The sequence below is a fragment of the Roseobacter phycocola genome, from assembly GCF_042055075.2.
Classification (GTDB): domain Bacteria; phylum Pseudomonadota; class Alphaproteobacteria; order Rhodobacterales; family Rhodobacteraceae; genus Roseobacter.
This window is the reverse complement of sequence record NZ_CP194010.1, coordinates 2,593,995-2,620,135: the sequence shown is the minus strand read 5'-3', so window position 1 is coordinate 2,620,135 and position 26,141 is coordinate 2,593,995. Positions and strand designations below refer to the sequence as shown.

The 26,141-nt window shown below is 59.5% G+C and carries 29 protein-coding genes; 10 read left to right on the top strand and 19 right to left on the bottom strand.

Annotated features, from left to right (window positions below):
• Positions 1–54: 54 nt before the first annotated feature.
• Positions 55–360 carry a BufA1 family periplasmic bufferin-type metallophore gene (locus tag AB4K19_RS12805; RefSeq protein WP_375228728.1) on the bottom strand — a complete coding sequence of 102 codons (306 nt, stop codon included), beginning with the start codon at positions 358–360 and terminating at the stop codon, positions 55–57.
• A gap of 206 nt (positions 361–566) precedes the next feature.
• Positions 567–2,513 carry a threonine--tRNA ligase gene (thrS, locus tag AB4K19_RS12800; RefSeq protein WP_436397835.1) on the bottom strand — a complete coding sequence of 649 codons (1,947 nt, stop codon included), beginning with the start codon at positions 2,511–2,513 and terminating at the stop codon, positions 567–569.
• 191 nt (positions 2,514–2,704) lie between these two features.
• Here thrS and AB4K19_RS12795 point away from each other — a divergent pair, with 191 nt between their 5' ends.
• Complete coding sequence (locus AB4K19_RS12795; protein WP_375228727.1) at positions 2,705–2,950, top strand: hypothetical protein; 246 nt, start codon at positions 2,705–2,707, stop codon at positions 2,948–2,950.
• A 21-nt stretch (positions 2,951–2,971) separates the two neighbouring features.
• Here the strand turns inward: AB4K19_RS12795 and AB4K19_RS12790 are convergent, their stop codons facing one another.
• Positions 2,972–3,388: an MAPEG family protein gene (locus AB4K19_RS12790; protein WP_375228726.1), complete on the bottom strand. Its 417-nt coding sequence runs from the start codon at positions 3,386–3,388 to the stop codon at positions 2,972–2,974.
• Position 3,389: 1 nt separating this feature from the next.
• On the bottom strand, positions 3,390–4,256 hold the full coding sequence (locus tag AB4K19_RS12785) for an ArsR/SmtB family transcription factor (protein WP_375228725.1): 867 nt from the start codon (positions 4,254–4,256) through the stop codon (positions 3,390–3,392).
• Here AB4K19_RS12785 and AB4K19_RS12780 point away from each other — a divergent pair.
• The 6 genes from AB4K19_RS12780 to AB4K19_RS12755 all read left to right on the top strand — a co-directional run bounded on the left by AB4K19_RS12780 (position 4,255) and on the right by AB4K19_RS12755 (position 8,812).
• Positions 4,255–5,016, top strand: a complete 762-nt coding sequence (locus AB4K19_RS12780) for an alpha/beta fold hydrolase (RefSeq protein WP_375228724.1) — start codon at positions 4,255–4,257, stop codon at positions 5,014–5,016. The genes AB4K19_RS12785 and AB4K19_RS12780 overlap by 2 nt on opposite strands.
• Entirely contained in the window at positions 5,016–5,453 is a 438-nt protein-coding gene (locus tag AB4K19_RS12775) for a VOC family protein (protein WP_375228723.1), read from the top strand. Before AB4K19_RS12780 ends, AB4K19_RS12775 begins: the two co-directional genes overlap by 1 nt.
• 17 nt (positions 5,454–5,470) lie before the next feature.
• Entirely contained in the window at positions 5,471–6,085 is a 615-nt protein-coding gene (locus AB4K19_RS12770) for a hypothetical protein (RefSeq protein WP_375230891.1), read from the top strand.
• Positions 6,086–6,192: 107 nt separating this feature from the next.
• Positions 6,193–7,191 carry a LysM peptidoglycan-binding domain-containing protein gene (locus tag AB4K19_RS12765; RefSeq protein ID WP_436397831.1) on the top strand — a complete coding sequence of 333 codons (999 nt, stop codon included), beginning with the start codon at positions 6,193–6,195 and terminating at the stop codon, positions 7,189–7,191.
• Complete coding sequence (locus AB4K19_RS12760; protein ID WP_375228722.1) at positions 7,191–7,973, top strand: substrate-binding periplasmic protein; 783 nt, start codon at positions 7,191–7,193, stop codon at positions 7,971–7,973. The genes AB4K19_RS12765 and AB4K19_RS12760 overlap by 1 nt, the downstream gene beginning before the upstream one ends.
• A 128-nt stretch (positions 7,974–8,101) precedes the next feature.
• Positions 8,102–8,812 carry an alpha/beta fold hydrolase gene (locus tag AB4K19_RS12755; RefSeq protein ID WP_436397828.1) on the top strand — a complete coding sequence of 237 codons (711 nt, stop codon included), beginning with the start codon at positions 8,102–8,104 and terminating at the stop codon, positions 8,810–8,812.
• Positions 8,813–8,818: 6 nt separating this feature from the next.
• On the opposite strand, the gene phaZ is transcribed toward AB4K19_RS12755, so the two are convergent.
• On the bottom strand, positions 8,819–10,099 hold the full coding sequence (phaZ, locus tag AB4K19_RS12750; protein WP_375228721.1) for a polyhydroxyalkanoate depolymerase: 1,281 nt from the start codon (positions 10,097–10,099) through the stop codon (positions 8,819–8,821).
• Between the two features lie 106 nt (positions 10,100–10,205).
• Here phaZ and AB4K19_RS12745 point away from each other — a divergent pair, with 106 nt between their 5' ends.
• The 3 genes from AB4K19_RS12745 (at position 10,206) to phaR (ending at position 13,298) form a co-directional block, all read left to right on the top strand.
• Positions 10,206–12,011 (top strand): PHA/PHB synthase family protein, encoded by a 1,806-nt coding sequence (locus AB4K19_RS12745; protein ID WP_436397825.1) that lies wholly within the window; start codon positions 10,206–10,208, stop codon positions 12,009–12,011.
• 137 nt (positions 12,012–12,148) lie between these two features.
• Complete coding sequence (locus tag AB4K19_RS12740; RefSeq protein ID WP_375228720.1) at positions 12,149–12,592, top strand: phasin family protein; 444 nt, start codon at positions 12,149–12,151, stop codon at positions 12,590–12,592.
• Between the two features lie 136 nt (positions 12,593–12,728).
• Positions 12,729–13,298, top strand: a complete 570-nt coding sequence (phaR, locus tag AB4K19_RS12735; protein WP_436397823.1) for a polyhydroxyalkanoate synthesis repressor PhaR — start codon at positions 12,729–12,731, stop codon at positions 13,296–13,298.
• A gap of 8 nt (positions 13,299–13,306) precedes the next feature.
• Here the strand turns inward: phaR and AB4K19_RS12730 are convergent, their stop codons facing one another.
• The 14 genes from AB4K19_RS12730 to AB4K19_RS12665 form a co-directional block, all read right to left on the bottom strand.
• The gene (locus tag AB4K19_RS12730) at positions 13,307–14,497 is read right to left on the bottom strand and encodes a DegT/DnrJ/EryC1/StrS family aminotransferase (RefSeq protein ID WP_375228719.1); all 1,191 of its coding nucleotides are present in this window, start codon (positions 14,495–14,497) and stop codon (positions 13,307–13,309) included.
• 79 nt (positions 14,498–14,576) lie between these two features.
• Positions 14,577–15,881, bottom strand: coding sequence for an NAD(P)/FAD-dependent oxidoreductase (locus tag AB4K19_RS12725; RefSeq protein ID WP_375228718.1), 1,305 nt, complete (start codon positions 15,879–15,881; stop codon positions 14,577–14,579).
• Positions 15,882–15,887: 6 nt separating this feature from the next.
• Entirely contained in the window at positions 15,888–17,246 is a 1,359-nt protein-coding gene (locus AB4K19_RS12720) for a glutamine synthetase family protein (RefSeq protein ID WP_375228717.1), read from the bottom strand.
• Positions 17,246–17,923 carry a type 1 glutamine amidotransferase gene (locus AB4K19_RS12715; RefSeq protein WP_375228716.1) on the bottom strand — a complete coding sequence of 226 codons (678 nt, stop codon included), beginning with the start codon at positions 17,921–17,923 and terminating at the stop codon, positions 17,246–17,248. Before AB4K19_RS12715 ends, AB4K19_RS12720 begins: the two co-directional genes overlap by 1 nt.
• 13 nt (positions 17,924–17,936) lie before the next feature.
• On the bottom strand, positions 17,937–19,271 hold the full coding sequence (locus AB4K19_RS12710; protein WP_436397818.1) for a glutamine synthetase family protein: 1,335 nt from the start codon (positions 19,269–19,271) through the stop codon (positions 17,937–17,939).
• A gap of 126 nt (positions 19,272–19,397) precedes the next feature.
• Positions 19,398–20,204, bottom strand: a complete 807-nt coding sequence (locus tag AB4K19_RS12705; RefSeq protein WP_375228715.1) for an ABC transporter permease — start codon at positions 20,202–20,204, stop codon at positions 19,398–19,400.
• Positions 20,201–21,085, bottom strand: a complete 885-nt coding sequence (locus AB4K19_RS12700; protein WP_375230890.1) for an ABC transporter permease — start codon at positions 21,083–21,085, stop codon at positions 20,201–20,203. Before AB4K19_RS12700 ends, AB4K19_RS12705 begins: the two co-directional genes overlap by 4 nt.
• A gap of 74 nt (positions 21,086–21,159) precedes the next feature.
• A complete protein-coding gene (locus tag AB4K19_RS12695; protein WP_375228714.1) occupies positions 21,160–21,885 on the bottom strand; it encodes a transporter substrate-binding domain-containing protein in 726 nt (241 codons plus the stop codon).
• Between the two features lie 34 nt (positions 21,886–21,919).
• A complete protein-coding gene (locus AB4K19_RS12690; protein ID WP_375228713.1) occupies positions 21,920–22,696 on the bottom strand; it encodes an ABC transporter ATP-binding protein in 777 nt (258 codons plus the stop codon).
• A gap of 111 nt (positions 22,697–22,807) precedes the next feature.
• On the bottom strand, positions 22,808–23,533 hold the full coding sequence (locus AB4K19_RS12685) for a phosphate/phosphite/phosphonate ABC transporter substrate-binding protein (protein ID WP_436397814.1): 726 nt from the start codon (positions 23,531–23,533) through the stop codon (positions 22,808–22,810).
• A gap of 14 nt (positions 23,534–23,547) precedes the next feature.
• Entirely contained in the window at positions 23,548–23,988 is a 441-nt protein-coding gene (locus AB4K19_RS12680; RefSeq protein WP_375228711.1) for a TerB family tellurite resistance protein, read from the bottom strand.
• A 38-nt stretch (positions 23,989–24,026) separates the two neighbouring features.
• A complete protein-coding gene (locus tag AB4K19_RS12675; RefSeq protein WP_375228710.1) occupies positions 24,027–24,464 on the bottom strand; it encodes a TerB family tellurite resistance protein in 438 nt (145 codons plus the stop codon).
• Positions 24,465–24,474: 10 nt separating this feature from the next.
• Positions 24,475–25,125: a hypothetical protein gene (locus AB4K19_RS12670; protein ID WP_375228709.1), complete on the bottom strand. Its 651-nt coding sequence runs from the start codon at positions 25,123–25,125 to the stop codon at positions 24,475–24,477.
• 47 nt (positions 25,126–25,172) lie between these two features.
• Positions 25,173–25,955, bottom strand: a complete 783-nt coding sequence (locus AB4K19_RS12665) for a 23S rRNA (adenine(2030)-N(6))-methyltransferase RlmJ (RefSeq protein WP_375228708.1) — start codon at positions 25,953–25,955, stop codon at positions 25,173–25,175.
• Positions 25,956–26,141 lie beyond the last annotated feature (186 nt).

Below are 26,141 nucleotides of genomic sequence, written 5' to 3'. Positions count from 1 at the left end.
TCTGGGGCAGTCAGGCGGCATCTGCCGCCTGTGCCGGAAGCCTAAGGCGCCGGATCAGGCCGGCAGGTCGCGGCTAAGCTCTTCGAGGGAGCCTTCGCGTGCTGTACCGTCCGCCATTGCAGGCAGTTCGATCTCGGCGCATGTGCCTGCGTCGACCAGTGTCCAGGCGTTGCCCTGGTAGTCAACTGTGGACGTGCCGGCGCATGTTGTGCCCGGGCCCGCGGCGCAGTCGTTTTCACCTGCCAGCGAAACGCCATAGCACTTTTCCTTGGCTGCGGCTTCAGCTGTTGTTGTGCTGTGACCTACCAGCGCGGCAGCGACGGCACCTGCGATTGCAACGGATTTCATTGTGTTCGACATGTGTTTTTTCCCTTGTTACCGGCCATCGTGGCCACTCGTGGTGTATAGGTAGGGCTATGCCCGCGAAGTTACCACTCACGAGCCTGTGTGTCACATACGCGTTAGCGAGGGCTTACCAAAATGTCAGGAAACGCGGCGTTTCGGGGCGGTAATGTTACAAAACCGTCCCTCGCGGCCGCCGGGAACAGATCTGCCCGCGGGCAATGTTACAACAGGTCGGGCGCTGTCGCGTCCAGAGCCAGCTGTTTTGTTACATCGTCCAGTGGCTGGACGCTGGTCTGCTTCTCACCAAGACGGCGAACCGTCACAGTGCGTTCCTCAACTTCGCGGGCTCCGACCGCCAGGATCACAGGCACTTTTCCGACAGAATGCTCACGGACTTTGTAATTGATCTTTTCGTTGCGTACGTCCGCTTCAGCCCGCACACCTGCGTCGCGAAGGGCGTCAACAATCTCGTGCACGTAAGGATCCGCGTCCGAGATGATCGAGGCTACTACGACCTGCCGCGGCGCCAGCCAGAAGGGCAGTTTGCCGGCATGCTCTTCGATCAGGATGCCGATGAACCGCTCAAATGAGCCCAGGGTCGCGCGGTGCAGCATCACCGGCCGGTGTTTGCCGCCGTCGGCGCCGATGTAAGTCGCATCCAGACGCTCGGGCAGAACAAAGTCGACCTGGAAGGTGCCGCACTGCCAGTCGCGGCCGATGGCGTCGGTCAGCACGAATTCCAGTTTCGGCCCGTAAAAAGCACCTTCGCCCGGGTTCATCTCAGGCTCAATGCCCGCCGCACGGGTCGCGCTCAGCAGGGCTTCCTCTGCCTTGTCCCAGACCTCATCTGATCCCGCGCGGGTCTCGGGGCGGTCCGAGAACTTCACCGAAAAGCTCTCGAACCCGAGGTCTTTGTAGACATCGGTCAGAAAGCTGATGAACCGGGCGCATTCGCTGCCGATCTGGTTTTCCTCAGCAAAGATGTGACCATCGTCCTGTGCAAAACCGCGCACCCGCATGATCCCGTGCAGTGCGCCGGAGGGTTCATACCGCGCACAGGAGCCAAACTCGGCCATCCGCAGCGGCAGATCGCGATAAGATTTCAACCCGTGTTTGAAGATTTCCACGTGGCAGGGGCAGTTCATCGGTTTCAGCGCATTCACGGCCTTTTCGCGTGCGTGCTCTTCCTCGACCTCGACGATGAACATGTTCTCCTGGTATTTTTCCCAGTGGCCGGACTTTTCCCAAAGGTTACGGTTCACGACCTGTGGGGTGTTCACCTCAACATAACCACCCGCATGCTGCTTGCGGCGGACATAATCCTGCAGAGTGGTATAGATGCGCCAGCCGTTGGGGTGCCAGAACACCTGTCCGGGGGCCTCTTCCTGCATGTGAAAGAGGTCCATCTCGCGGCCCAGCTTGCGGTGATCGCGTTTGGCGGCCTCTTCCAGCATGTTCAGATGCGCGCGCAGTTTTTCCTTGCCGGTAAAGGCCACACCATAGATCCGCTGCAGCATCGCGCGGTCACTGTCGCCACGCCAGTAGGCGCCGGCGATGGACATCAGTTTGAACGCGTCACCGGGGACCTGGCCGGTATGCTGCAGATGCGGGCCACGGCACAGGTCCTGCCAGTCGCCATGCCAGTACATCCGCAGTGGCTCATCGCCCGGGATCGCATCGATCAGCTCAACTTTGTAGGGCTCGTTGTTGTCAGTGTAATACTGAACCGCCCGCGCACGGTCCCAGACCTCGGTGGTCACAGGCTCGCGTTTGTTGATGATTTCCTTCATCTTCTTTTCGATCAGGCCGAGATCTTCCGGAGTAAACGGCTCAGCCCGGTCAAAGTCATAGTACCAGCCGTCTTTGATGACCGGGCCGATGGTGACTTTGGTGTCCGGCCAGATCTCCTGCACCGCGCGGGCCATGATGTGCGCCAGATCGTGGCGTACCAGTTCGTTTGCCTGTTCTTCATCCTGCATGGTGTGGATCGCGATGGTCGCATCCGCGTCAATAGGCCAGGCGAGATCATAATGCGCGCCGTTCACAGTCGCGCTGATCGCTTTTTTCCGGAGCGAGGTCGAAATACTGGCTGCCACGTCACCAGCGGTTACGCCGGCGTCATATGCACGCGAATTGCCATCGGGAAAGGTAAGAGAAATCTGGGCCATCTGGGGCACTCCTCGTCGGTTTGGCGCCTACGAGACGCCCGGTTGCGGGTTATGGTGCCGCGCTCTTCGCCCTGGGCGCGTCAAGTGTCAAGCACGAATGGGCATGACTATGCGTTTGTATACCTAAGAATACGTTGACTGCGACATTTCCTATGTTAAATCCGACATATCCAGCCAAAAGGGGACATCAAATGCCGCGTTACAACAAATCGTTCGACCTGAGCATCCATGATGTGGACCTGATTGAAGAAGCTCTGCGGGCGCGCGGACGCGAACTGTGCCGTATGCGCCGGGCGCTGTCGGATGAAAACCCGGCTGATCTTCAGTCGATCGGCGTGATTGAGACAGATCAGCGCGAGAACGAGGAACTGCTGGGGCGTCTGCACAATCAGAAGATTTTTTACCGCCCCGGCACGACACCCTACGTAGGCGGGTGACCGCGCCGGGCGCGATGATTGCTATGCAGTAAATGCTGCGCCTGCCATTATCAGACAGCACACCCAGCCCGCTGAAAAGAGCAGGGGCCGCAGAGGCATGCGGGCCTTTCCGCTGATCATTCCGATCGCATGGGCCACGCGCAGCCAGAAAAACGCGATGGCAGTCCAAAGGGTGACCGTCGAATAGGCATCCAGCCGGTCGATGATCAGTACCAGCACCGCAAACGGGAGCAACTGCTCCAGCAGGTTCAGATGCGCGCGATGCGCTCTGTGCACCCATTCCGGAAATCCGTCGAGCGAGGGTGGCCGTGCAAAACTGTCGGTGCCGGTCTGAGGGTGTTTGTTCACCCCGACTATGTACGGGATCCAAAGTGATGCGGCGAGAATACAGAGCATAATGACGATGCCGAGCTCTGTCGAAAGAGCGGAATTGTTCATCTCAGGCCTCCTCGCCCCAGGCAAACCGAACGGTTTTTCCGGTTTCCAGCCAGGTTTTCAGGCCCGCCATCGTGCGGTGCCAGCCGTCCGCCACACCTTCCTGTCCGGCCGGAATGTCATAGTGTTCGACCGTCAGCATGCAGTTTTCGCCCTGCGGCTCGATCAGGTAGACAAAACGGGATGCTTCCAGCGGCACATCCGGCCCGGCCCAGTGCGGCTCAAAGGTGCTTTCGATCCGCGTTTTGGGTGTCAGTTTGGTTTCTGTCAGCACCAGCATGAGGCTTTGGTCTGGCATGCGGAACACCAGTTTGTTCCCGTCACGCTCGCAACTGCCGGCGACGAAATTGTAGGCGGCGTTGGCATCGGGGTCTGTCAGCGCATGCCACAGGGCATCCTGTGTGCAGTTGATATAGGTCTGCATCATGAAATCGGGTTTGGTCATTTTCCGTGGTCCTTCAAGTTGGGTTTTCAGGTCAATCACCGCTCGTGCCGCCGGTTGTTCGAGCAAAGGCCCGACCCAGCGATCCATTGTTTCCTGCAACGGCAGGGCGTTGATGTAGTGGTATTTGAACCGGCCTTTTTTATGGGCAACGACGAGCCGGGCCTCCTCGAGCACGCCCAAATGCTTCATCACGCCGAAACGCGACATCTCGAACTGCTCTGTCAGGTCCTGCAGGCTCTGACCGGGTCTGGCGCGCAGGCTGTCGAGCAGCTGTCTGCGGGCGGGATCGGCCAGAGCTTTGAAAATCGAATCCATAGCAACCTTATAAGTTACCTTATAGTCACGTGACAATATGGTCACCTGAAAAATATCCGGTTGCGGGTGCATGGCGTGCTGCGCATGATCCGCGAAAAAGGAAATGTTCATGTCAGAACCACAGTTTCTTGAGACGCCGCGCGGGCGGCGGCTGGCCTATCACCACCATGCGGGTCGCGGCCCCTGCATTGTGTTTCTCGGCGGGCTGAAGTCGGACATGGAGGGTACAAAAGCGCTGCACCTTGAGGCATGGGCGCGCGCGCAGGGGCGGGCGTTTCTGAGATTTGACTATTCCGGTCACGGACAGTCTTCGGGCACTTTCGAAGAGGGGTGCATCGGTGACTGGGCGGAGGACACGAACGATATCCTGACACATGTTGTCAGGGGCCCCGTGTTACCCGTTGGCTCGTCCATGGGCGGTTGGCAGGCGCTGTTGCTGGCCAGGGCGATGCCGGAACGTGTCGTGGGTTTGGTCACTGTCGCGGCCGCCCCGGATTTCACCGAGGACGGCTACTGGGCGTCCTTCACAGAAGCGCAGAAGCAGCGACTTGGAGATGAAGGGCGGATTGAGATCCCGTCGGACTACATGGAGCCATATGTGATAACGCAACGCATGATCATCGACGGCCGCGAACAGCTCGTCCTGCGCAGTCCGCTTGATCTGCCGTTCCCGGTGCGCTGTCTGCAGGGTACGGCAGACACGGCTGTCAGCACGGAAACAGCCGTCAGACTTCTGGATCATTCGTCCGGTCCGGATATGCGGTTGCTGCTGGTCAAGGACGCGGATCACCGGTTTTCTGACGGTCCCTGCCTTGCGCTGATTGAAGAGGCCGTTTCCGAAGTTCTGTCTCTCGCAGAGGAGCGCGCCTGATGGAGCAGAGGCTCAGCCTGATCACCCTTGGCGCGCGGGACATGAACGCCCTTGCTGCTTTCTATGAAGCAATGGGCTGGAGGCGCACGGAAAGTCCGGATGGTGTGATTGCGTTTGATATGATCGGACAAACACTCGGGCTTTATCCACATGAAAAACTGGCCGAAGATATCGGGCTGGAACCTGAGGCGCTGGGCCATGGCGCGATCACACTCGCACACAATGTACGCAACAAGGACGAAGTTGCGGCTCTGCTCGACAGGGCCGAAAAGGCAGGCGCGCGGATTCTGAAGCCGGCACAGGATGTCTTCTGGGGCGGACACCACGGCTATTTTGCTGATCCGGAGGGCCATATCTGGGAAATCGCGTGGAACCCGTTCTCGCCGTTGCGGGAAGACGGCGCTTTCCGCTGGAACGGCTTTGGTGCAGAGGACTGATGCGCAGCCCGCGCAGCATGTGGTCGCTTGAGACGCTGGGGCGTGTCCGCCTGTCGCGTCACTTTTTCATGCGCGACTTTCTTTATTCCGAGATCGGCAGCTTTCATCAGGTGCAGAACATTCCTGAAGACCCTGACCTCGCGATTGCGAATGGCCGGCACCTGTGCGAACAGCTTCTTGATCCGCTGGAAGAAACCTTCGGACGTATTGCGGTCAGATCCGGGTACCGGTCTGCTGTCCTGAACCGGTATGGAAACGAAAACCGGCTGAACTGTGCGCGCAACGACAACCCCATTGAATGCCACATCTGGGACCGTGGGTCCGGTGAGGAGGCGATTGCGGGGACGTCCCTGGTGATCCCCTGGTTTGCGGATCAATATGAGCAGGGGCGCGACTGGCGAGACCTTGCCTGGTGGGTACACGACCATCTGCCGTATTCCGAGATGTGGTTTTTCCCGAAACTGGCAGCGTTCAACCTTGTTTGGCGACCGCGGCCGCACCGCACCATCTCCAGCTATATCGCTCCGCGTGGCATGCTGTTGCGTGCTGGTGATTCCCCGGCGGAAACGGCGGATCAGCGCGGGGCGCGGTATGCAGATTTTCCGATATTCAGCGGCATAAAATACCCGTGACGCGTGCATATTTTGTGGATATTCTGACTATATCACACAACATCCAGGAATATTATTGACGCAGCGGGATGCCGTTGCAGTATGGCCGGATCATTGGGGGATGATTCATGGTCCGGCTGCTGGCCATAACGCTGTTTGTTGTTTCATTGCAGATGTCGGGGACGATGGTCCGGGCCTGCGAGACGCCGTATACCGTGCGTCCGGGAGACAGCCTGTCTCAGATTGCAGCGCGGGAGTTCCGGAATGCTTTCCTGTGGACGCGGATTTTCGAAGCGAACCGTGAGCTGATCGGATCTGATCCGGACCGTATTCTCGCGGGCAGCCGGCTGATACTCCCCTGCGACGCGGACGGCGACGAAAAAATTGCGGAGACGCCCGGCCCGGAAAGCGATGTCCGCCTGGCAGAACAGGAACCGCCCGCCATCACAGCCCATGCTCTTTTCGAAGTGCCGCCCTTTGTGACGTCGACCCGCCCGAATGGGGGGCTGATCACCGATATCGTGGCGACGGCTTTGCAAAGGGCTTTCCCGGATCGCGCGGAACCGGTTGAACTGCGGCGTCACGGTGGTGATGAAACGTCCGCTTCGATCGTTTTTCCCTTGTTTGCGGCAGCCTGCGAGCCTGTGGACGAGACCCGACGCTGCGGTGACTATTTGCTCACCACGCCGGTTTTCGAGATGCTTATCAACATGTATGTCCGCACATCTGACCCCGTGCTGGCACATGTTGGAGGCAGACCGGAACCGGCCCGTTTGTGCCGTCCGGCGGGCCTTCCCCCCGGCATTCCGGGACAGGTGGAGATGCTGCGGGCGGACAATGCCGAAGCCTGTTTCGCTGCTCTTATGGCGGGGAACGTGGACGGTGTCGTGCTGAACGAATTCACCGGACGGCAGACGCTGGCCGGGATGGGGGTCACCCCGGACACGGTGACAGCGGACGCACAGCCGCTCGCGATTACCATGCTGCACGCTGCTGTGCGGGCAGATGCAGAAGGGGCTCTTCAGATAAGATCGGGTCTTGACGCGGGCCTGTCCGGGATGCGCCGGGACGGAACCTTTCAGGCTTTGCTCAACCGGCATCTCACATATGTCTGGGCGGGGCTGTGATGCGGGGTTTTGCGCTTGCGCTGGCTTTTGCCGGTTGCCTGACGGGTCCGGCCACGGGTGCTGATGTTGCGCTGGTCGCATCTACGGGGCAGGCGCCGTTTGCCGATCCGGAGTGGCCGCGGGAAGGACTTGCCACAGAGATACTGCAGGAGGCCCTTGGACAAAGTCCTGATACGCCACAGCACGACCTGATCTGGCAGGACAGGGAAAGTGCTTACCCGGAGCTTCTTGCGGGCGCTGGTGTCGACATAGGGTTTCCTTGGATTGGCGCTGACTGCAACGGAGCCGGTGCGGTGACGCCGGTCTGCAGGCGCTTTCACTTTTCCGATCCACTTGCCGAAGTCGCTGTCCTGCTTTTCACGACCACTGCGGGAGAGTTCCTTTTCCGGAACGCGTCCGACCTCGATGGCCGGACATTGTGCCGTCCTGCGCGGCATTACGTGACGGGGTCGTCAGACGCGGCACCTTTTTCAGTGGTCGAGGCTGAGACCCCCGCTGCGTGCTTTGCACTGCTGACCGCGGGCGATGTAGACGCAGTCGCAATTGATGAGTTTACGGGCGTCCGGCAGCTGTTTGTGCTTGATCTTACGGAAACTGTGGTGCCATTGCCGCAACCCCTCGAAACGCAAACGCTTCACGCTGTGATTTCCCGTACGCACTGGCGCGGCACGACCCACCTTTACCGCGTCAACGCCGGTCTTGCCCGGTTGCGGGAGACGGGCCGGTACGCCGAAATTCTGGACAGGCATCTGACGCTTTACTGGGAAGAGGTCGCCCGCTGATTTTCGCCCTGAGATACATGCAGCCTCTTGCGATATCGCGCTATGCGGGTAGACTCAGATCAGTGAGTATCGGTGCAGGATCCGACAGATGACAGGAACGACCGGTCGCCCGGGGAGGAGACCGCAACATGGCTGAACCGCTGGTTTTGCTGCCCGGAATGATGTGCGACGCGCGGTTGTTCGGGCCTCAGATTGCTGAGCTGTCCGCCGAAATTCCGGTGATGGTCGCGCCCATAACGGGCGGTGAGCGGATCGAGGAGATTGCCTCTTCTCTGCTGGACCAGCTGCCCCAGCGCTTCGCACTTGCTGGGCTGAGTATGGGGGGGATCGTCGCAATGGAATTGCTCCGCCGGGCCCCTGACCGGATCACGCGGATCGCTCTGATGGACACGAACCCCCTTGCGGAAACTCCACAGGTCGCTACCGCGCGAGAGCCACAGATTGTGGCCGCACGATCCGGGCGCATGCTCGATGTGATGCGCGATGAAATGAAACCCAATTACCTGGCGCCCGGACCCTACCGGCAGGCGGTGCTGGACCTGGTCATGGACATGGCCGATGCGCTTGGCCCGGAGGTTTTTGTGCGGCAGTCGCGCGCCCTGCAGCGTCGGCGGGATCAGCAGAAAACGCTGCGGCAGTGCAAAGTGCCCGCGCTTGTGCTGTGTGGGGCGCATGATGTGCTGTGCCCGGTCAAGCGGCATGAGTTTATGTCGGAACTGATCCCATCAGCGACCCTGCGGATTCTGGAGCATTCTGGTCACCTGCCACCACTGGAACAGCCCGCAGAAACCACAGCAGCGCTCCGGGAATGGATGTCGCTGCCGCTTGTGCTGCGGTGAAACCCGTCAGGCTGCTGAGTTTTTGTTCGCAGCTTTGCGGGGTTTGCGTGCAGGTTTCGACGCGTTCGCGTCAATAAAGTCGAGCACCAGGGGCCGGATGTTACGACGCCAGCTTTTGCCCGCGAAAATACCGTAGTGCCCGGCACCTTCCTCCACATGGCTGGCCTTTTTGTCATCGGGCAGGCCGGTGCAGAGGTCGAGCGCCGCGATGCACTGACCTGGTGCAGAAATGTCGTCCTTTGACCCCTCGACGGTCTTTACGGCTACGGTCGTGATCTTGCCGATGTCCACTTTTTTGCCGGCAACGGTGAATTCGTTGTTCGCGATTTCACCGTTTTTGAAAATCCGCTCGACAGTCGACAGGTAAAACTCGGCGGTCATATCCATTACCGCGAGGTACTCGTCGTAGAACTTGTTGTGTTTGTCGTGCTCTGCCGCTTCGCCGCGGGCGACCCGCCCGATCTGGTCCGTGAAGGCACGGGCATGTGTCTCCAGGTTCATTGAGATGAAGGAATTCAGCTGCAGCAGGCCGGGATAAACCATCCGGCCGACGCCCGGGTACTTAAAGCCAACGCGCTGGATCATCATCTCTTCGAGCTGACCCATGGTGACGCGATGGCCGAAATCTGTAACGTCGGTCGGCGTTGCGTTCGGATCGATCGGCCCGCCGATCAGCGTCAGGCTGCGGGGCTGGGCGCTGGGATCTTCCTCGGCCAGGTATGCAGTTGCGGCAAGTGTCAGAGGCGCAGGCTGACAGACCGCAATAACATGGGTGTCAGGGCCCATCTCTTTCATGAACTCGACGAGATAGAGCGTGTAATCCTCGATATCGAACTTGCCGGCGCTGACGGGGATGTCGCGCGCGTTGTGCCAGTCGGTGATGTAAATGTCGGCGTCCGGCAGCAGGCTGATAACCGTTGAGCGCAGCAATGTTGCGTAGTGACCCGACATCGGCGCAACAAGCAGAACCTTGCGCTTTGGCTCAGGCCGTCCGGGTACGACAAAATGCAGCAGGTCCCCAAAGTCGCGTTCAATTACCGCCTCGGTTGTGACAACATGGTCCTGCCCGTCTTCGCTGGGCACCGGTGGGATGTTCCAGTCCGGTTTTACAATCATGCGCTGAAAAGTGCGCTCTGTGACCTCGCCCCAGGCGCGGGTCCAGGCAATTGCCGGATTTGGTATGAGGGAAAATGCAGGATAGGATGCCATTGCAAGCGCGGATGCGCCCAGCCACTGGTTCGTATTCCGGATCGTTTCCATAAGGTCGTATGTGGCCATATAGCGCATAGGGGTATCCTTCAATCAATCGGGCGCACCAGTACAGACAGCCGCCCCGCCCCCTGAAAGCCAACGACATTATGCTGCAGGTGCAACATACGAGGGAAAGATTAATATGACAACAAAAACTGATATTTCGGACATTCCCGCCGGCGAAACGCTGGAGCGTATGACGCAGAACCTGAAGAAAGTTGAAGAGCTTTCCGAACGGCTGCACCGTGTTATGGCAACAAGGCAGGGACATAATCCCGCGCTGGACGGACCAGGGCAGGATCTGTTTGGACGTGCCGCTCAGTCATACTGGGCCGAGGCGATCAGCAATCCGGCCAAAGTGCTGGAGCATCAGATGACCTACTGGTCCGACACGATGAAACATTTTGTGCAGGCGCAGCAAACGCTGGCAAAAGGCCGGCTTGCCGCACCAGAAGATCCGGGCCCGACAGACCGCCGGTTTTCCAATCCGCTCTGGGACACGCACCCCTATTTCAACTTTGTGAAACAGCAGTATCTGATCAATGCGCAGGCGCTGAACCGAGCGGTGGAGGAAGTTGAGGATCTTGACCCGCTGGAAAAGAACCGTCTGACGTATTTCGCCCGGCAGATCGTGGACATGATGTCGCCTACGAATTTCCTGGCCACCAACCCCGATGCGCTGGAACGGGCGATAGAGACCGACGGCCAAAGCCTCGTGCAGGGGCTGGAAAACCTGATCCGCGATCTGGAGGCTAACAACGGCGAGCTTGTGGTCAAACTGGCGGACGAAGAAGCGTTCGAGCTGGGACGCAACATCGCGACCACACCCGGCAGCGTGGTTTTCCGTAACCGGATGATGGAGCTGATCCAGTACACCCCCACAACAGACGAAGTGTATAAAACACCGCTCGTGATCTTCCCGCCGTGGATCAACAAATACTACATCCTTGATCTGAAAGCCCAGAACAGCCTTGTGAAATGGCTGACCGAACAGGGCTATACCGTATTCATGGTGTCCTGGATCAATCCTGATCCGACTTATGCCGACATCGGCATGGAGGATTACATTGAAGACGGCTACCTGACGGCGATCCGCGAAATCAAAGAAATTACCGCTGAAAAACAGGTCAACGCCGTGGGATACTGTATCGCGGGCACGACGCTGTCTCTGACACTGGCGCTGATGAAACAGCGCGGAGACAAATCCGTCAAATCGGCTACGTTCTTCACCGCGCTCACGGATTTCTCAGATCAGGGCGAATTCACGCCATTCCTGACGAACGACTTTATCGACGGGATCGAAGAGGAAATCGCTGACAAGGGTGTGCTGCCTTCGGTGATTATGGCGCGGACGTTCAGCTTTCTGCGCAGCAATGACCTGATTTATTCTCCTGCGATCAAAAGCTACATGATGGGCGAAACGCCGCCCGCATTTGACCTGCTCTACTGGAACGGCGATGGCGCCAACCTGCCGGGAAAAATGGCGATGCAATACCTGCGCGGGCTGTGCCAGCGGAATGAACTGGCCGATGGCGGGTTTGAGCTTCTGGGGCACCGGCTGAAACTGTCGGATGTCACAGTGCCGCTTTGTGCCATCGCATGTGAGACAGACCATATCGCCGCATGGAAAGACAGTTACCGTGGCGTCCGGCAGATGGGGTCGAAGGACAAAACCTTCATCATGACCCAGTCGGGGCATATAGCCGGTATCGTTAATCCGCCCAGCCGTAAAAAATATGGCCACTACACCAACCCTGACCTCAGTCTCGATTATAAGGACTGGCTGGAGGACGCGGATTTCAACGAAGGATCGTGGTGGCCGCGCTGGGAGGCGTGGCTGAAAAAACGGTCAGGCAAGCAGATTCCTGCACGTATTCCGGGTGATTCCAGCCATTCTGTTCTGTGTGAGGCGCCCGGTACTTATGTTGCCGGGAAGGCAACCCTCTGATTCAATTTGCCTTTCTGTCTTTTTGCGGATTTATGCTGCAATGCAGAAAAAAGCCTTGAAATGCTGCGACGCAGCGTCTATCTATGCTGCAGACGCAGAAACGGGGTGGTCCCGCAAGGCGACGAAAGGAATTTGAAATGGCTAAGACAACAGACATGAATGCGATGTTCAAAGACGTTCTGGGCTCCTTCCCGGTGGACACAGCGGCAATGGAAGACGCATTTAAAACAACCGCAACGCTGAACGAGAAACTCTCCGGCGTGGCGCTGACAGCTGCAGAGAAATCCACCGAGATTTCCAGCAAGTGGGCACAGGACACATTCTCCAAACTGGCTGAAATGTCCAAAGCGAAAAAAGAACCTGCTGACTATGCAAAAGCTATGACAGACTTTGCTTCCGCATATTCGGAAACAGCTGCAGAGCACATGGCAGCTTTTGCGGAAGTCGCGAAAAAAGCACAGATGGACACTGTCGAACTGATGATGGCCGCTGGCAAAGACATGAGCGAAGACGCAACAGCCGCAGTCAAGAAAGCCACATCCGAGGCGACTGCAGCAGTGAAAAAAGCAGCTGCTAAGTAAGCGGCACTGATATTTGCGCTGAATCCTCCCTGAAAAAGCGCAAAAATATGGGGCGGGCTGACAACAGCCCGCCCTTTCTTTTTGGAAAACGCTGCCCTAAGCTGCAATGCAGCACTGATGTCGGGGGAGAAGACCTGTGGCGGAACAGAACCAACCACTTCTGATCAAGCGTTATGCCAGCCGCCGGCTGTATAACACCGAGACCAGTGACTATGTGACCCTTGAGGATATTGCCGGGTTCATCCGCGAGGGCCGCGAAGTCCAGATTGTTGATCTGAAATCAGGGGACGACCTTACCCGTCAGTATCTGCTGCAGATCATCGCTGAACACGAGAGCCGCGGCGAAAATGTTCTGCCGGTGGACGTGCTCAATGATCTGGTGCGCAGCTACATGACCCCGGGTGCCAGCGTTGTGCCCCAGTTTCTGCAGGCCTCCTTTGAGATGCTGCGTGATGGCCAGAGCCAGATGATGGACAAAATGAACGCAATGAACCCGATGGCGAAGATGCCCGGGTTCGAGCTGATGCAGGCGCAGCAGCAGGCGTTCATGAAGGCCATGACCGGTGGTCTGGGGGGCGCCGGCACAGGGTGGGGCGGGCCTGCGTCCGGCGCTGAGCCGGAAGCTGAAAGCGCCGAAGGTGAAGACCTTGACGCCATCAAAAAGCAGCTGGCCGAGCTTCAGGACAAGCTTTCGCGTCTGAAATAATCTGCGCGCTATGCGACGGCGGCCCCCTGGGGTGAAGTGGTCTCTTTCATTGCATCGATCAGCACCGATGCAACTGCATCCAGCTCTTCATAGGTCAGCCGCACAGGCAAACGCACGTCGCAGGCGCGCATGAGCATCCGGCGTGTTTCTGGCAGTTCCGGGAGGTTCTCAATAAACTGCCAGTTCCAGAAAGCGCGTGCGTTATCGGTGCTTTGTCCGAAAACCTGGACCTTCACACCTTTCTGGCCTGCAGCTTCGGCGAATGCTGCGATCTGATCCGGTTCAAGCTCCTGTATATTGAACTGAATACTGTCCGGCGCGCGCTCTTCTCCTCGCAGCGGGTCAGGCACATCGAAGTACCGGGCGGCATTCAGACGAGCGGCAACGAAATCGTGGTTCCGGCGACCATCCGCCACGCGCTGGTCCAGCGCGTCAAGTTGTGGGCGGATCAGCGCAGCAGACATATTGCTGAGGCGCAGGTTGTAGAGAGGCAGCCTGTTCTGCCAGCGCGCAAAGGCTTCATGCAGAACCGGGTGCTTTTGCCAGTTATGCTCGTATGCACCGGACATGATGATAGCGCGGGCAACCAGGTCCGCGTCATCTGTGATCAGAATGCCGCCTTCTCCCGCGTTGATCATCTTGTAGGACTGAAAAGAAAAGCATCCGATCCGCCCGATGGTCCCGATCTTCTGCCCACGCCAGAGAGTGCCGAGAGAATGGGCGGCATCCTCGATAACCGGTACGCCCGCATCGCCGCACAATGCCATGATCGCATCCATGTCAGAGGTGTGGCCCCGCATATGGCTGACAATGACTGCATCAATTCCTGCCGCGAGGCGGCGCGCGAAATCGTCAATATCAATCCGGTAATCCTCTCCGACTTCGCAGAGCACCGGGACACAGTTCGCATGCACAACCGCCGAAGGGACAGCCGCAAAGGTGAACCCCGGAATAAGCACCCTTGCCCCTTTTGGCAGGTCCAGCGCCTTTAGAGACAGGAACAGCGCAGCAGAGCAGGAAGAGACAGCAAGCGCGAACCGGCTGCCCATCAGTTCGGCAAATTCCGCCTCCAGCAGAGACACCGGTGCATCATTTTCAGCAGTATAGCGGAACAGATCGCCGCTTTGCAGCAGTCGCTCAATCTCGATTCGGGCGGCCTCGGGGATCGGCTCGGCGGCATGCATATCAGGCAGATTCATTTCGAATTTCCTTAAATTAACATTTGGAAATTCTAAATCAATGACAGGCCAGCGCCAAGTGACTCTTTTGTAACGGCGGTCAGATGCCGATACGGTCGCGCAGCGCGTACCAGCTCATCGCCAGAACCAGCAGGGGATTCCGCAGAGCGCCACCGCCCGGAAAGGCGGGTGTCGGAATACACCGCATGGTGTCGAACCCGACGGTGTCCCCTGCAACTGCCCTGGCCATGAGCATGCCCGCGTGGGTCGCTGTTCCGACACCGTGCCCGGAATACCCCGATGCCGACAGGACGTTCGGGGCGATCCGCGCAAGATAGGGGAAGCGTTTCATCGTAATCCCAAGCGTACCGCCCCAGGCATAATCGACCCACACGTCCTTCAGATGGGGAAAGACGGTTTCCATGGGTTTGCGCACGATCCGCTCGATGTCTTCTGGAAATCTGTAACCGTAGGTTTCTCCACCACCGAAAAGCAGGCGGCCATCATGGGACAGCCGGAAATAGTTCACGACGAACCGGCTGTCGGCGATGGCGACATCGCGCGCCAGAACCTGACCGACCGCATCCCCCAGGGGTTCGGTCGCGACAATGAAATTGTTGATCGGCATGACCCGTGCCGTCACCCCGGGCGCAAGGCCGCTCAGGTACCCGTTGCATCCGAGGATTACGTGATCTGCCGTGACCGTGCCGCCATCCGTTTCCACAACGACCGGTGATCCGTGACGTATGTCCTTCACCCGGGCGTTCTCGAAAATTTGCGCTCCCGCCTCTTCTGCTGCGCGGGCAAGGCCCAAGGCAAAAGCCAGCGGATGCAGGTGCCCCGCACCCATATCAAGCATGCCGCCGCAATAATCGGGCGAGGGGCATATGGAAGCAAAGCTTTCTGCATCCAGCGTTTCAACCGGTTCGTACCCATAGCGTTCCTGCAAAAAGGCGCAGTATTCATGCAGTTCGGCGACCTCAGAGGCATGCGAGCCGGCCCATGCCACGCCGGGTTTGTAGTGACAGTCGATACTGTGGCGCGTGATCAGCCCACGCACCAGTTCTTTGGCTTCTTCGCCGAGGTCCCACAAGGCATGTGCCGTCTCCGCACCGACCATTTTTTCCAGCTTCATCTGATCCACGCGCTGGCCGCTGCCCAGCTGGCCGCCATTGCGGCCCGAGGCGCCAAACCCCGCGCGATGTGCTTCCAGCAGCACAACCCTGTGGCCTGTTTCCGCCAGATGCAGTGCGGCGGACAGACCGGTGTAGCCACCTCCGATCACGCAGACGTCCGCGCGGATCTGATCCGAGAGTGCCGGGCGCGGGGCCGGTGGCGTTACCGTTGCGGCGTACCAGCTGTCCGGGTAGGTGCCCTGGCGATCGTTGGCATAAAGCAGGTCCATACTGCCTCAGACGTTCAGCAACAGATGTTCCCGTTCCCAGGGGGAGATGACCTGGAGGAACTCGTCATATTCCGCACGTTTGACGATGGAATAGACGCGGGCGAACTCAGGGCCCAGAACGGCATGCAGCGCTTCTGCCTGCTCAAAAAGATCCAGCGCAGAACCCAGAACACGGGGAATGTCACCGTCGCCATCGTAAGCGTCACCCTTGAATTCCGCGGCAGGCTGTTCGGCGCCGGTCAGGCCAAGGTATCCGCAGGCGAGGCTCGCCGCGATGCCGAGGTAGGGGTTGCAGTCCATCCCGGCCAGCCGGTTTTCAACGCGACGGGCGTCGGGGCCGGACAGCGGAATGCGGATGCCGGTGGTTCTGTTGTCGCGGCCCCATTCCAGATTGATCGGCGCTGCGTGATCTTTCACGTAGCGCCGGTAGCTGTTCACGTAAGGCGCAATGACGGCCAGCGCTTCGGGCATATGCTGCTGCAACCCACCGATAAAGTGATGGAATTCCGGTGTCTCGCCGCCGTCGGCTGCGGAGAAGATGTTGCTGCCCGTTCTGGCATCCAGCACGGAATGATGGATGTGCATGGCACTGCCCGGTTCATCGGCAATCGGCTTGGCCATAAAGGTCGCGAAACAATCATGGCGCAGGGCAGCCTCGCGGATAAGGCGTTTGAAATAGAATACTTCGTCCGCAAGTTTGATCGGGTCTCCGTGCCGCAGATTAATCTCGAGCTGTCCCGCGCCACCTTCCTGCGTGATCCCGTCGATCTCAAATCCCTGGGCTTCGGCAAAATCATAAATATCGTCGATCACCGGCCCGAATTCGTCCACCGCGGTCATCGAATAGGCCTGGCGCGCCGCCGCGGGCCGGCCAGAGCGCCCGAGCATCGGTTTGATGTCATGCGCCGGGTCCAGATTGCGCGCAACGAGAAAGAACTCCATCTCGGGGGCCACGACCGGCTCCCAGCCTTTGTCGCGGTAAAGCTGGCACACCCGTTTCAGCACATTGCGCGGGCTGAAGGGCACTGCATTGCCGTCGCGGTCGTAGGCGTCGTGGATGACCTGCAGTGTCCAGTCCCCGGTCCAGGGCGCGGCAGATGCAGTGTCCATGTCCGGTTTGAGAAGCATGTCCTTTTCGATGAACCCGTCCTCGCCTGCGGCCTCTCCCCAGTCGCCAGTGATGGTCTGATAAAAGATGCTGTCGGGCAGATAAAAATAGTCCTGCCGCGCGAACTTGGAGGCGGGCACAGCTTTGCCCCGCGCAATCCCCGGCAGATCCGAGATGATGCATTCCACCTCATCCAGACGGCGACCTGACAGGTAGTCCTGTGCCGCCTGCGGGAGTTTCTCTGTCCAGTCGGCCATCAGGCCCTCTCTTTCATGAAAAATTCGGCCATCGTCCGGGCCACTTCCATTCGGTCGGTTGGCGCATCCAGCCTGTCGCGGGCTGCCTCCAGCAGAGGATCAGGCACCACACCGCGTCCGCGTGAGCTGATCAGACCGTCGATAAAGTCTGAATCGTATTCAGGATGCGGCTGGATCGTCCAGATCCGGTCGCCATAAACCAGTCCTGCGTTCTCACAGAAATCGGTGCTGGCGAAAACCTCTGCGCTGCCGGGCCGTTGCGTGACCTGATCCTGGTGCCAGGCATTGATTGCTACCTTCCGCCCGCCCATGTCGTATTCCGTGCGCCCGACAGACCAGCCGCCTGCGAACTTCTCCACCTGGCCTCCCAGGGCCTGCGCGATGATCTGATGGCCGAAACAGACGCCGATCATGGGAACCCCAACTTCAAAAGCACGGCGGATGAAATCCTCAAGCGGCGGGATCCAGTCGTGTTTTTCATAGGCCCCGTGGCGTGACCCGGTGATCAGCCATCCGTCCGCTGCCTCTACGCCTGGCGGGAACTCACCATCCACCACGGCCCAGCCCTCGAATTCGAACCCGTTGCCTTCCAGCAGGCGCTCGAAATAGGCGTCATACCGGCCGTTGCCGGCCAGACTGTCGGGCGGGTGCCCCGTCATCAGGATACCAATTTTCATACCTTACCTCTTCTCAGACCGTGTCGAGATAGATGTTCACCTGCTCGGCCGGTGTCAGGTCCTGCATATAATGCAGTTCCTGGCGTTTCGTCAGCACAAGGTTTCTGATCAGCTCGGGGGCAAAAATGCGGGCGATCCCGGGGCTGTTTTCAAAGGCGTCGATGGCGTCTTTCCAGGTCCCGGGGATCTGCGGCAGATCGGCGTCATAGGCGTTGCCAGTGATCGGCGCGGGTGGCTCCTCGGCATCTTCGATACCATTGATGGCGGCGCCCAGAACGGCGGCGAGCATCAGATAGGGGTTCACATCACCTCCCGCGACCCGGTGTTCGATCCGCCGGGCTTTTGGGCTGCCGGAGGGGATGCGGATGGCGGATGTGCGGTTTTCATAAGCCCAGCTTATACCCGTGGGCGCATGACTGCCCGGCACAATGCGGTCAAAGCTGTTGGCATGCGGGGCAAAGATCAGCGCCGAACCCGGCATTGCTGACAGGCAACCGGCAACTGCATGGCGCAGCACGTCCGTACCGGTTTCCGCCCCGTTGTCGAAGATATTTTTGCCATCGGCGTCCAGGACCGAAAAGTGCACATGCAGCCCCGATCCGGCATAGTCCTCATAGGGTTTGGCCATAAAGCTGGCCGCAAACCCATGCTTGCGGGCCATGCCCTTGACCAGCATCTTGAACAGCCAGGCGTCATCTGCGGTGCGCAGCGCGTCATCGCAGTGCATCAGATTAATCTCAAACTGCCCCAGCCCGGATTCCGAGATGGCAGTGTCGGCCGGGATATCCATCTCTTCGCAGGCGTCGTAGAGGTCGGTGAAAAACCTGTCGAACTGATCCAGAGCCCGCAGGCTCAGGATTTCACCCGCGACGCGCCGCTTGCCGGAGCGGGGCGAAGGGGGCACCTGCAGGTTGCGGCCTGAATCGTCGATCAGAAAAAACTCCAGCTCTACCGCGCAGATGGGGGTCAGACCACGGTCACTGTAGCGTTTGAGAACACGGGCCAGCGCGTGCCGGGGGTCGCCGTCGAACGGGCGGCCATCTTCGTGGAACATCCAGATCGGCAACAGAGCGGACGGTGTTTCCAGCCAGGGCATCGGCAGAAAACCACGTGCGGTTGGCTTCAGAACACCATCCCTGTCGCCTGTTTCATAGACCAGCGGACTGTCGTCGATATCCTCTCCCCAGATGTCGAGGTTGAGGGCGGACATCGGAAAGCGCGTGCCATCCTCGAATACTTTGTCGGCAAACCGTGTCGGTATACGTTTGCCCCGCGCCTGGCCGTTAAGGTCAGAGGCCGCAACGCGGATCGTGCGGAAATGGGGGTTATTGCGAAGCCAGTCTTTCATAATTCACCAGGTTTTCAGCCACGCGACGCGGGCTGCGCCCTTGATGCCCGTTTCCTGTCAGGACTGCCAGCAAAATTTGATCAAATTATCCGGTGCACGCTGAAAGTGCTGAACAAACCAGCGGGATCAGCGGATCAGATTGGGCCGGATGCGCAGTTTTTTCTGTGCGTTCTGAGGCAGATGCCGGTTGAGCCGCGCGTTCACAACGCCAAAGAGGCCCACAACAATCAGCGTCAGGATGATGAAATACATCGCCAGGATCGGGTAGGGGATGAACGGATTGAAAGTTTTATCAGCGAAGTAGTTCGCGTAATAGAGCGCGTCCCCGCGCTGCTGCCATGCGGGAAAGCCCGAGAAAAACACGAGGGCTGTGGCGTGGAACAGAAAGATTGCCTCGTTCGTATAAGCAGGCCAGGCGAGCCGCAGCATCGTTGGCCATACGACGCGCCGGAACCGTGGCCACCCGGTCATGCCATAGGCGTCTGCCGCTTCTGTATCGCCTTTGGGGATAGACAGCAGAGCGCCGTAAAAAATCTCGCCTGAATATGCGGCCGTGTTGAGAAACAGAACGATCAGTGCGCCCAGCCAGGCCGCTGTGAAAGGGTCAAAGAACGGGTGCACGCCCTTGAGGCTGAGGAACAGAAAGTAGCCAAAGAAGAACTGGATAAAGAGTGGCGAGCCACGAAAGATAAAGATGAACCATTCCGCCGGCTTGCGCAGCATCCTGTTCGGGGATGCCTTACCCAGAGCCAGTGCTGTTGCCAGGAAAAACCCGAATGTCAGGGCGATGATCCCAAAATAGATGTTCCAGATCATGCCGGAGCCGATCAGCGTGAACTGCTGGCACAGCGTGAAATCCTCGCGCGGCAGCAGCCGTTCGCCAATACCAACAGACCGCAACGCATAGGCCTGGATCGTTTCCCAGCAACTCATGCGGCGGCCTTTCGCTGTGCTTCGCCCGCTGCGGTGGCCTGGCCGTGGGTGAGCCGTTTCATCAGACGATCCAGGGCGATCTCGGAGATGCGCGTGAAGATCAGGTAGAACACCAGCAGCGCAAGGAAGTACCACATGCGCCAGTCACCATGCGGATAGTCCGTGAACCGCGATGTCTTGGTGCCACCCAGTTCACGGGCCCAGTAGACGATGTCTTCCACGCCCAGCAGAAACAGTAGCGGCGTGGCCTTGATCAGCACCATCCAGAGGTTGCTGAGCCCGGGCAGGGCATAGACCCACATCTGCGGGACCAGCACACGCCAGAAGGTCTGGCGCGGGGTCATGCCGTAGGCTTCGGCGGTTTCCAGCTGCGCGCGCGGCACGGCCCGCATCGCACCGAAAAGCACATTGGCGGCAAAAGCACCAAAAACGATGGCAAAAGTCAGAACGGCCAGCGCAAACCCATAGGTTTCATGCACCCATTGCGGGGCGTCCCCCAGCGGCATCTTGGCGGCCTGACAGACGACAAAATCATTGCCCTGACGGATCGGTTCGGACCAGTCGCGGCAAAGCGCCTTGTGGCGCAGGTACTCGATCCCCTGATCCAGCGCGATCACGAAAAACAGAAAGAATGCGATGTCAGGCACGCCGCGCACAATGGCAATATAGGATTTTCCGAACCACCGCAGAGGGGCCAGGGTCGAGCGGGCCGCCGTGGCACCGCCAAAGCCAAATGCCAGTGAGACAGGCGCAGTGATTCCGAGCAGCAACAGCACGGTCAGCACCGACCAGTAGATCGACATGTGTTTTCCGGTCGTCAGATAGCAGGCCATCCATGACCAGTCCGACAACACGCTGGGATCTGTGCAGAAACTGAAAATCTCGGGCCTCGCAGGGTGGACTGTCCCGGAAAGAGAAGCAGGGGCGGCCCGGAGGCGCCCCTGCAGTCAGCGGATCAGAATGCGCCGCCGATTTCCCATTTGGTGAGCAGTGCGTTGAGCGAACCATCGTCCTTCATGGACTGAATGGCCGCATCAAATTTGCCGCGCAGCTCGCCGTCGCTTTCGCGCAGACCCATGCCGACGCCGCCACCGATCAGCTCTTCCTGCTCCAGGAACACCAGATCCGCGTCATCCGCTTCGATGGGCGCGAGGAACGCTTTGTCCGCCAGAACCGCATCCGCTTCGCCGTTTTTCACAGCTGCGATGGTTTCTTCAGGCGTTGCAAACTCGACCAGTGTCGCACCGCTGTCAGCGATGAAAGCTGCCTGGATGGTGTTGGTCTGAGCCGCGATCACGCCCCCGGAAATATCTGCGTCCGCAGAGAGCGCCAGATAGGCGGAAGGATCAGGCAGTGTGTAGTTCTGTGTGAAATCAATGACTTCGTCACGCTCGTCGGTGATCGACATGCCCGCGATGATGGTGTCGTAGTTGCCGGACACGAGGTTGGGGATGATGCTGTCCCATTCGTTGGTGACCCACTCGCATGTCAGTTCCGCGCGGGCGCAGAGCTCGTCGCCCAGCTCGCGCTCAAACCCGTCAACCTCACCGGCGTCATTGATAAAGTTGTAGGGAGGGTAGGCGCCCTCCGTGCCCATACGAACAGTTTTCGCGTGGCCGTCTGCCAGCGCCATACCGGCGGTCAGCGCAACAGCGGCGGTCGTCAGGATAAGTGATTTCATTTGGTGATACTCCCGTTTCTTTTTTTTGATGGGGTTACGCTGCCTGGGTTGCCGAGAGGAAACCCCGCAGACGTTCTGAGGAGGGCGCGCCGAACAGCTGTTTGGGCGGGCCCTGTTCTTCGATCAGGCCCTGATGCAGAAAGACCACGTGGTCGGACACATCGGCGGCCAGTTTCATGTCGTGGGTCACGATGATCATGGTGCGGCCTTCGGCGGCCAGGTCTTTGATCACACGCACAACTTCCTGTTCCAGTTCCGGGTCGAGCGCTGAGGTAGGCTCGTCAAAAAGCAGCGCTTCGGGTTCCATGCACAGGCCGCGTGCAATGGCGGCGCGCTGTTGCTGGCCGCCCGAAAGCTGCGCGGGATAGACGTCACATTTGTCGCCGATCCCGACCTTGTCGAGATATCCGCGCGCAGCCTTTTCGACTTCAGCGCGGTCGCGTTTCAGCACGGTAACCGGTGCTTCCATGACGTTCTGCAGGATGGTCATATGAGCCCAGAGGTTGAACTGCTGGAACACCATGCTGAGGTTCGTTCGGATGCGCAGCACCTGGCCTGCATCCGCGGGGCGGCGGTTATGACCCTCTCCCTTCCAGCTCACGGGTTCGCCTTTGAACAGGATCTCGCCCTGCTGGCTGTCCTCCAGCAGGTTGCAGCAACGCAAAAGCGTGGATTTGCCCGATCCTGACGACCCGATCAGCGAGATGACATGTCCCTTCGGGGCCGTGATATCGACGCCTTTCAGAACCTCCAGCGCGCCATAGGCTTTGTGCAGGTTTCTGATTTCAATAACCGGGGCTTGCGTCGTCAACGGAACAGGTCTCTGGATTGTTTCAGTGCGGTATAAGGGGCCAAAACGCCGCTGTTTGCAACGCGGAAAGCACATCTGCTGCGTTGCCGGTGCCGAAATCTGTGCCGGTGATCAGTCCTGAGGCGGCAGCGGTTCTGCGAGATAATCCGCCGCGGGTATCTGCACGATATCGCGGATCATCAGGCACTCACGCTCTGCATCCGTGAGCCGGGACAGCGCAGTCCGGCAGGCGGCGAGCAGTTTTCCTGCATCACGCCCTGCCGCTGAAATGAGCGGCAGGCCCGGCGTCGGACGTGTCACAGCGATGATGCGAAGGTCATCGACCGCTTGCGTGTCGCGCACCAGCAGCGACCAGGTGACCGCATCAACAGCGGCGATTTCGGCATCACCGCGCGCCACCGCTGCGAGTGAGGCTGCATGCGAACCGGTGTCGACGGTTCTGCCGGCGAAACTGAATCCGATATTGTTTTCAGACAGATGAGCTTCCACAGCGGCCCAGCCGGACTGGGACCGGATGTCATTGCGGGCCAGTGTGCTTTCGGAAAAGTCGCGCAGGTCTTTGCGCTTGTCACTGATCCGCACGGCCAACACGGAACAATAGTACCCCGCAGGGCATCCCGGAACGCCATAGTCGGGTGTGCCTACGAGGGTCACGTGGTCGTACAGTCCGCTGCGGAAGGGCAGGCCGCAGGTCTGGGACAGAACGAGGCCCGGATCTGCCCAGGTTTCATGTGGATCAGTTGCACGGTCGAGCTCTTCAGGACCCTCACCGTATTCGGCCCGTATCAGCGCCCAGAAGCGATCATTGGCAGCGGCGGTCGCTGCCGTGTCATACATAGGCAGACTGGCTGTCATCGCCGGGCGTCGACCGCCTGGCGGGCCAGAGCCGAATCACGGTCGCTGATGCCGAGGAAGCTGCTGACCATGCGCACCAGTGCATCTTCTTCCTGCGCGCGCTCGCCATCGGCCAGAACCACGTCCCACAGCGCCTCAAGCACGGCCAGGCGTTCCTCGTAGGGCACCGCATCCTTGATCGCACGGGTGAACCGTACGGTGTCGGGCGCTTCGGCCTCAAGGTTTTCTGCTTCACGGCGCAGGGCATCAGTGGCACCCGGGCCGAGGTTGTACCGGCGTGCGTTGATCGCATCGATGCGCTTTTTCTCGCCGTCGCTGTAATGATTGTCCGCACGGGCAACCCGCACAAGCAGCGCGGTGAGTGCCAGACGCGCGTCCTCGTCGGGCAGGGCTTCGGGTTCGGGCTGTGTCAGCCGTCTGAGCAATTCTCCAAACATATCCGCGATATAATCTCTTTGTGTGGCCTCTGCCAGCGTCAGTTTCCGCGCAGGGCGTTTTCCCGTGCGGCAGCGATATCAGCATCCGTCAGACCGAGTGCTGTTTCGATTTCCGTCAGCTGTGATTCCTCGCTGTCATCACGTTCACCGTCTGCCAGCGCCACCGACCACATGGCATCCGCAAGCGCCTTGCGGTCGGCGTAATCGACCTCATTGCGTAGGATTTCCGCAAACTCGGGCGTTCCGGGGGCGTGGCGTTCCAGGGCTTCGCAGGTTGCGCGCAGTTTGGCAGCCTCAAGCGGTTTCAGGCCGAAAGTGGCGGACAGAATACGGTCAATCTGACCGACTTCTGACGCCTGGTAATTGTGATCGGCCATTGCGACGCGCACCAGCAGCGCGCCGAGTGCGAGCTGCGCATCCGGCTGCGGCAGCGGGTCCTGGGCGCGTTTCTGGCGGGGGAACAATCGTTCGAACATTGCGGTCTTTCTAGCTCAGGTCGGGCGCGCGCCCGAAGCGGATGTTATCGATGGCGAGGCCCTGGGGGTCGGTGTTGGTGATCAGCACACCGGCGATATCACCGGTGGCATCGCGACGGGCAAATCCAAAGGCATGTTCACCCGCGGGCGGCAGGTTGAGTACGTGGATCACGGACCCGTTGCGGTTGAGGAAGCTGACCTGTGCCTTGCCCGCTTCGCCGCCGCGCAGCTGAAAGGCAATGGCGGACTGATCCTCGTCAAAGAGGAAGGCCATCGCTCCTTCGCCCTGGGCATGACGCTTTGGAAACCCCGCAGCGCCATAGCCGTTAAGTACATTGTTTCCCTGCATAAAAACGACTGACAGGTTCTGGCCGGGGGCGCCGGCGACCACTGTGAGGGGCGAAAGGACCTCGCCGGAGACCACATCATGATCGCCTTCGGCACTGACGAGTTGTCCCGCAAACCGTTCACCGAACACAGCGCCGGGCAGCACGAGCAGGTCTGATACCTGCCAGCCGGGGCCGTTACTGCTTTGAGTGTCTTCGAAGGTGATCACGCGGGTGAGCGCCAGGCTGTCCGGATCAACCAGACACACCGGGTCCTCGCAGGCCAGCGCAGCCGGTGCGGCCAGAAACATCAACAGGGTAAGGGCATACCGCATGGGCATATCCTGCCATGACATGGAAACGGGTCAACGGTTTTTGCGTGTCAGCCCGCCAGATCGGCAAAATGTGATGCCAGCCGTGCCGCTTCATCGTGCAGACCCCAAGGTGGGTTGATCACGAAAAGCCCTGATCCGACCATCCCGTGTCCGGGCCGTGCCGGCGTAAAGCGGACCTCGTGGCTGAGGGCGTCCGGGTGATCGGCGCGCAGGCGGCGCACCATGGCACGCTCAGCGCCTGAGGTCAGAACAGGGTACCACAGACAGATCACGCCCACATTCCAGGCTTTGTGCCAGCGTGCGATATGGCGGGGTATGTCGTTGAAATCGTTTTTGATCTCGTAGCTTGGATCAATCAGCAGCAACCCGCGGCGCGGGGTGGGCGGCAGCAGGGAGTGCGCCAGATCAAACCCGTCCTGGTGATGACATTTGGCCTTGTATCCCCGCAGGGACAGGCGCAGCGCCTCATGCTCTGCGGGATGCAGTTCGGCCAGATGCAGCCGGTCCTGCGCGCGCAGCATGGTGCAGGCAATGAGCGGCGAACCGGGATAGCTGTCCGGGCCGTTGGCTGCACGGATGCGGGTCAGTGCGGTGCTGTATGGGTGGTCATCTGCAAAGAACCCGGCGGCACGGGTGATGCCACGCTCGGCCTCACCGGTGCGGGTTGCGGCCTCGCTGCTCAGGTCATAGAGCGCGCGTCCGGCGTGGGTCTCAATGTAGCTGAGAGGCTTATCCTTGGCCGTCAGATAGGCCAGAATCCAGGCCAGAAGCCCGTGCTTGTGCACGTCCGCGAGATTGCCCGCGTGATACATATGCTGGTAGCTGAGCATCCCCCTGACATGCCCTTAATGGAGCGCGCGCGCAACACCCCACGGGCCAATGGGGCCCCGGGACGGGCAGGAGGCCCGAAGATCCTGAAAAGACGGGGGAAACCGGCGTCGGTATCACGTCGGTAAAACGTCGGTATTACGTCGGTGTTCTGGTCGGTGTGCGCGGGACCCGGGCGGGTAACAGAG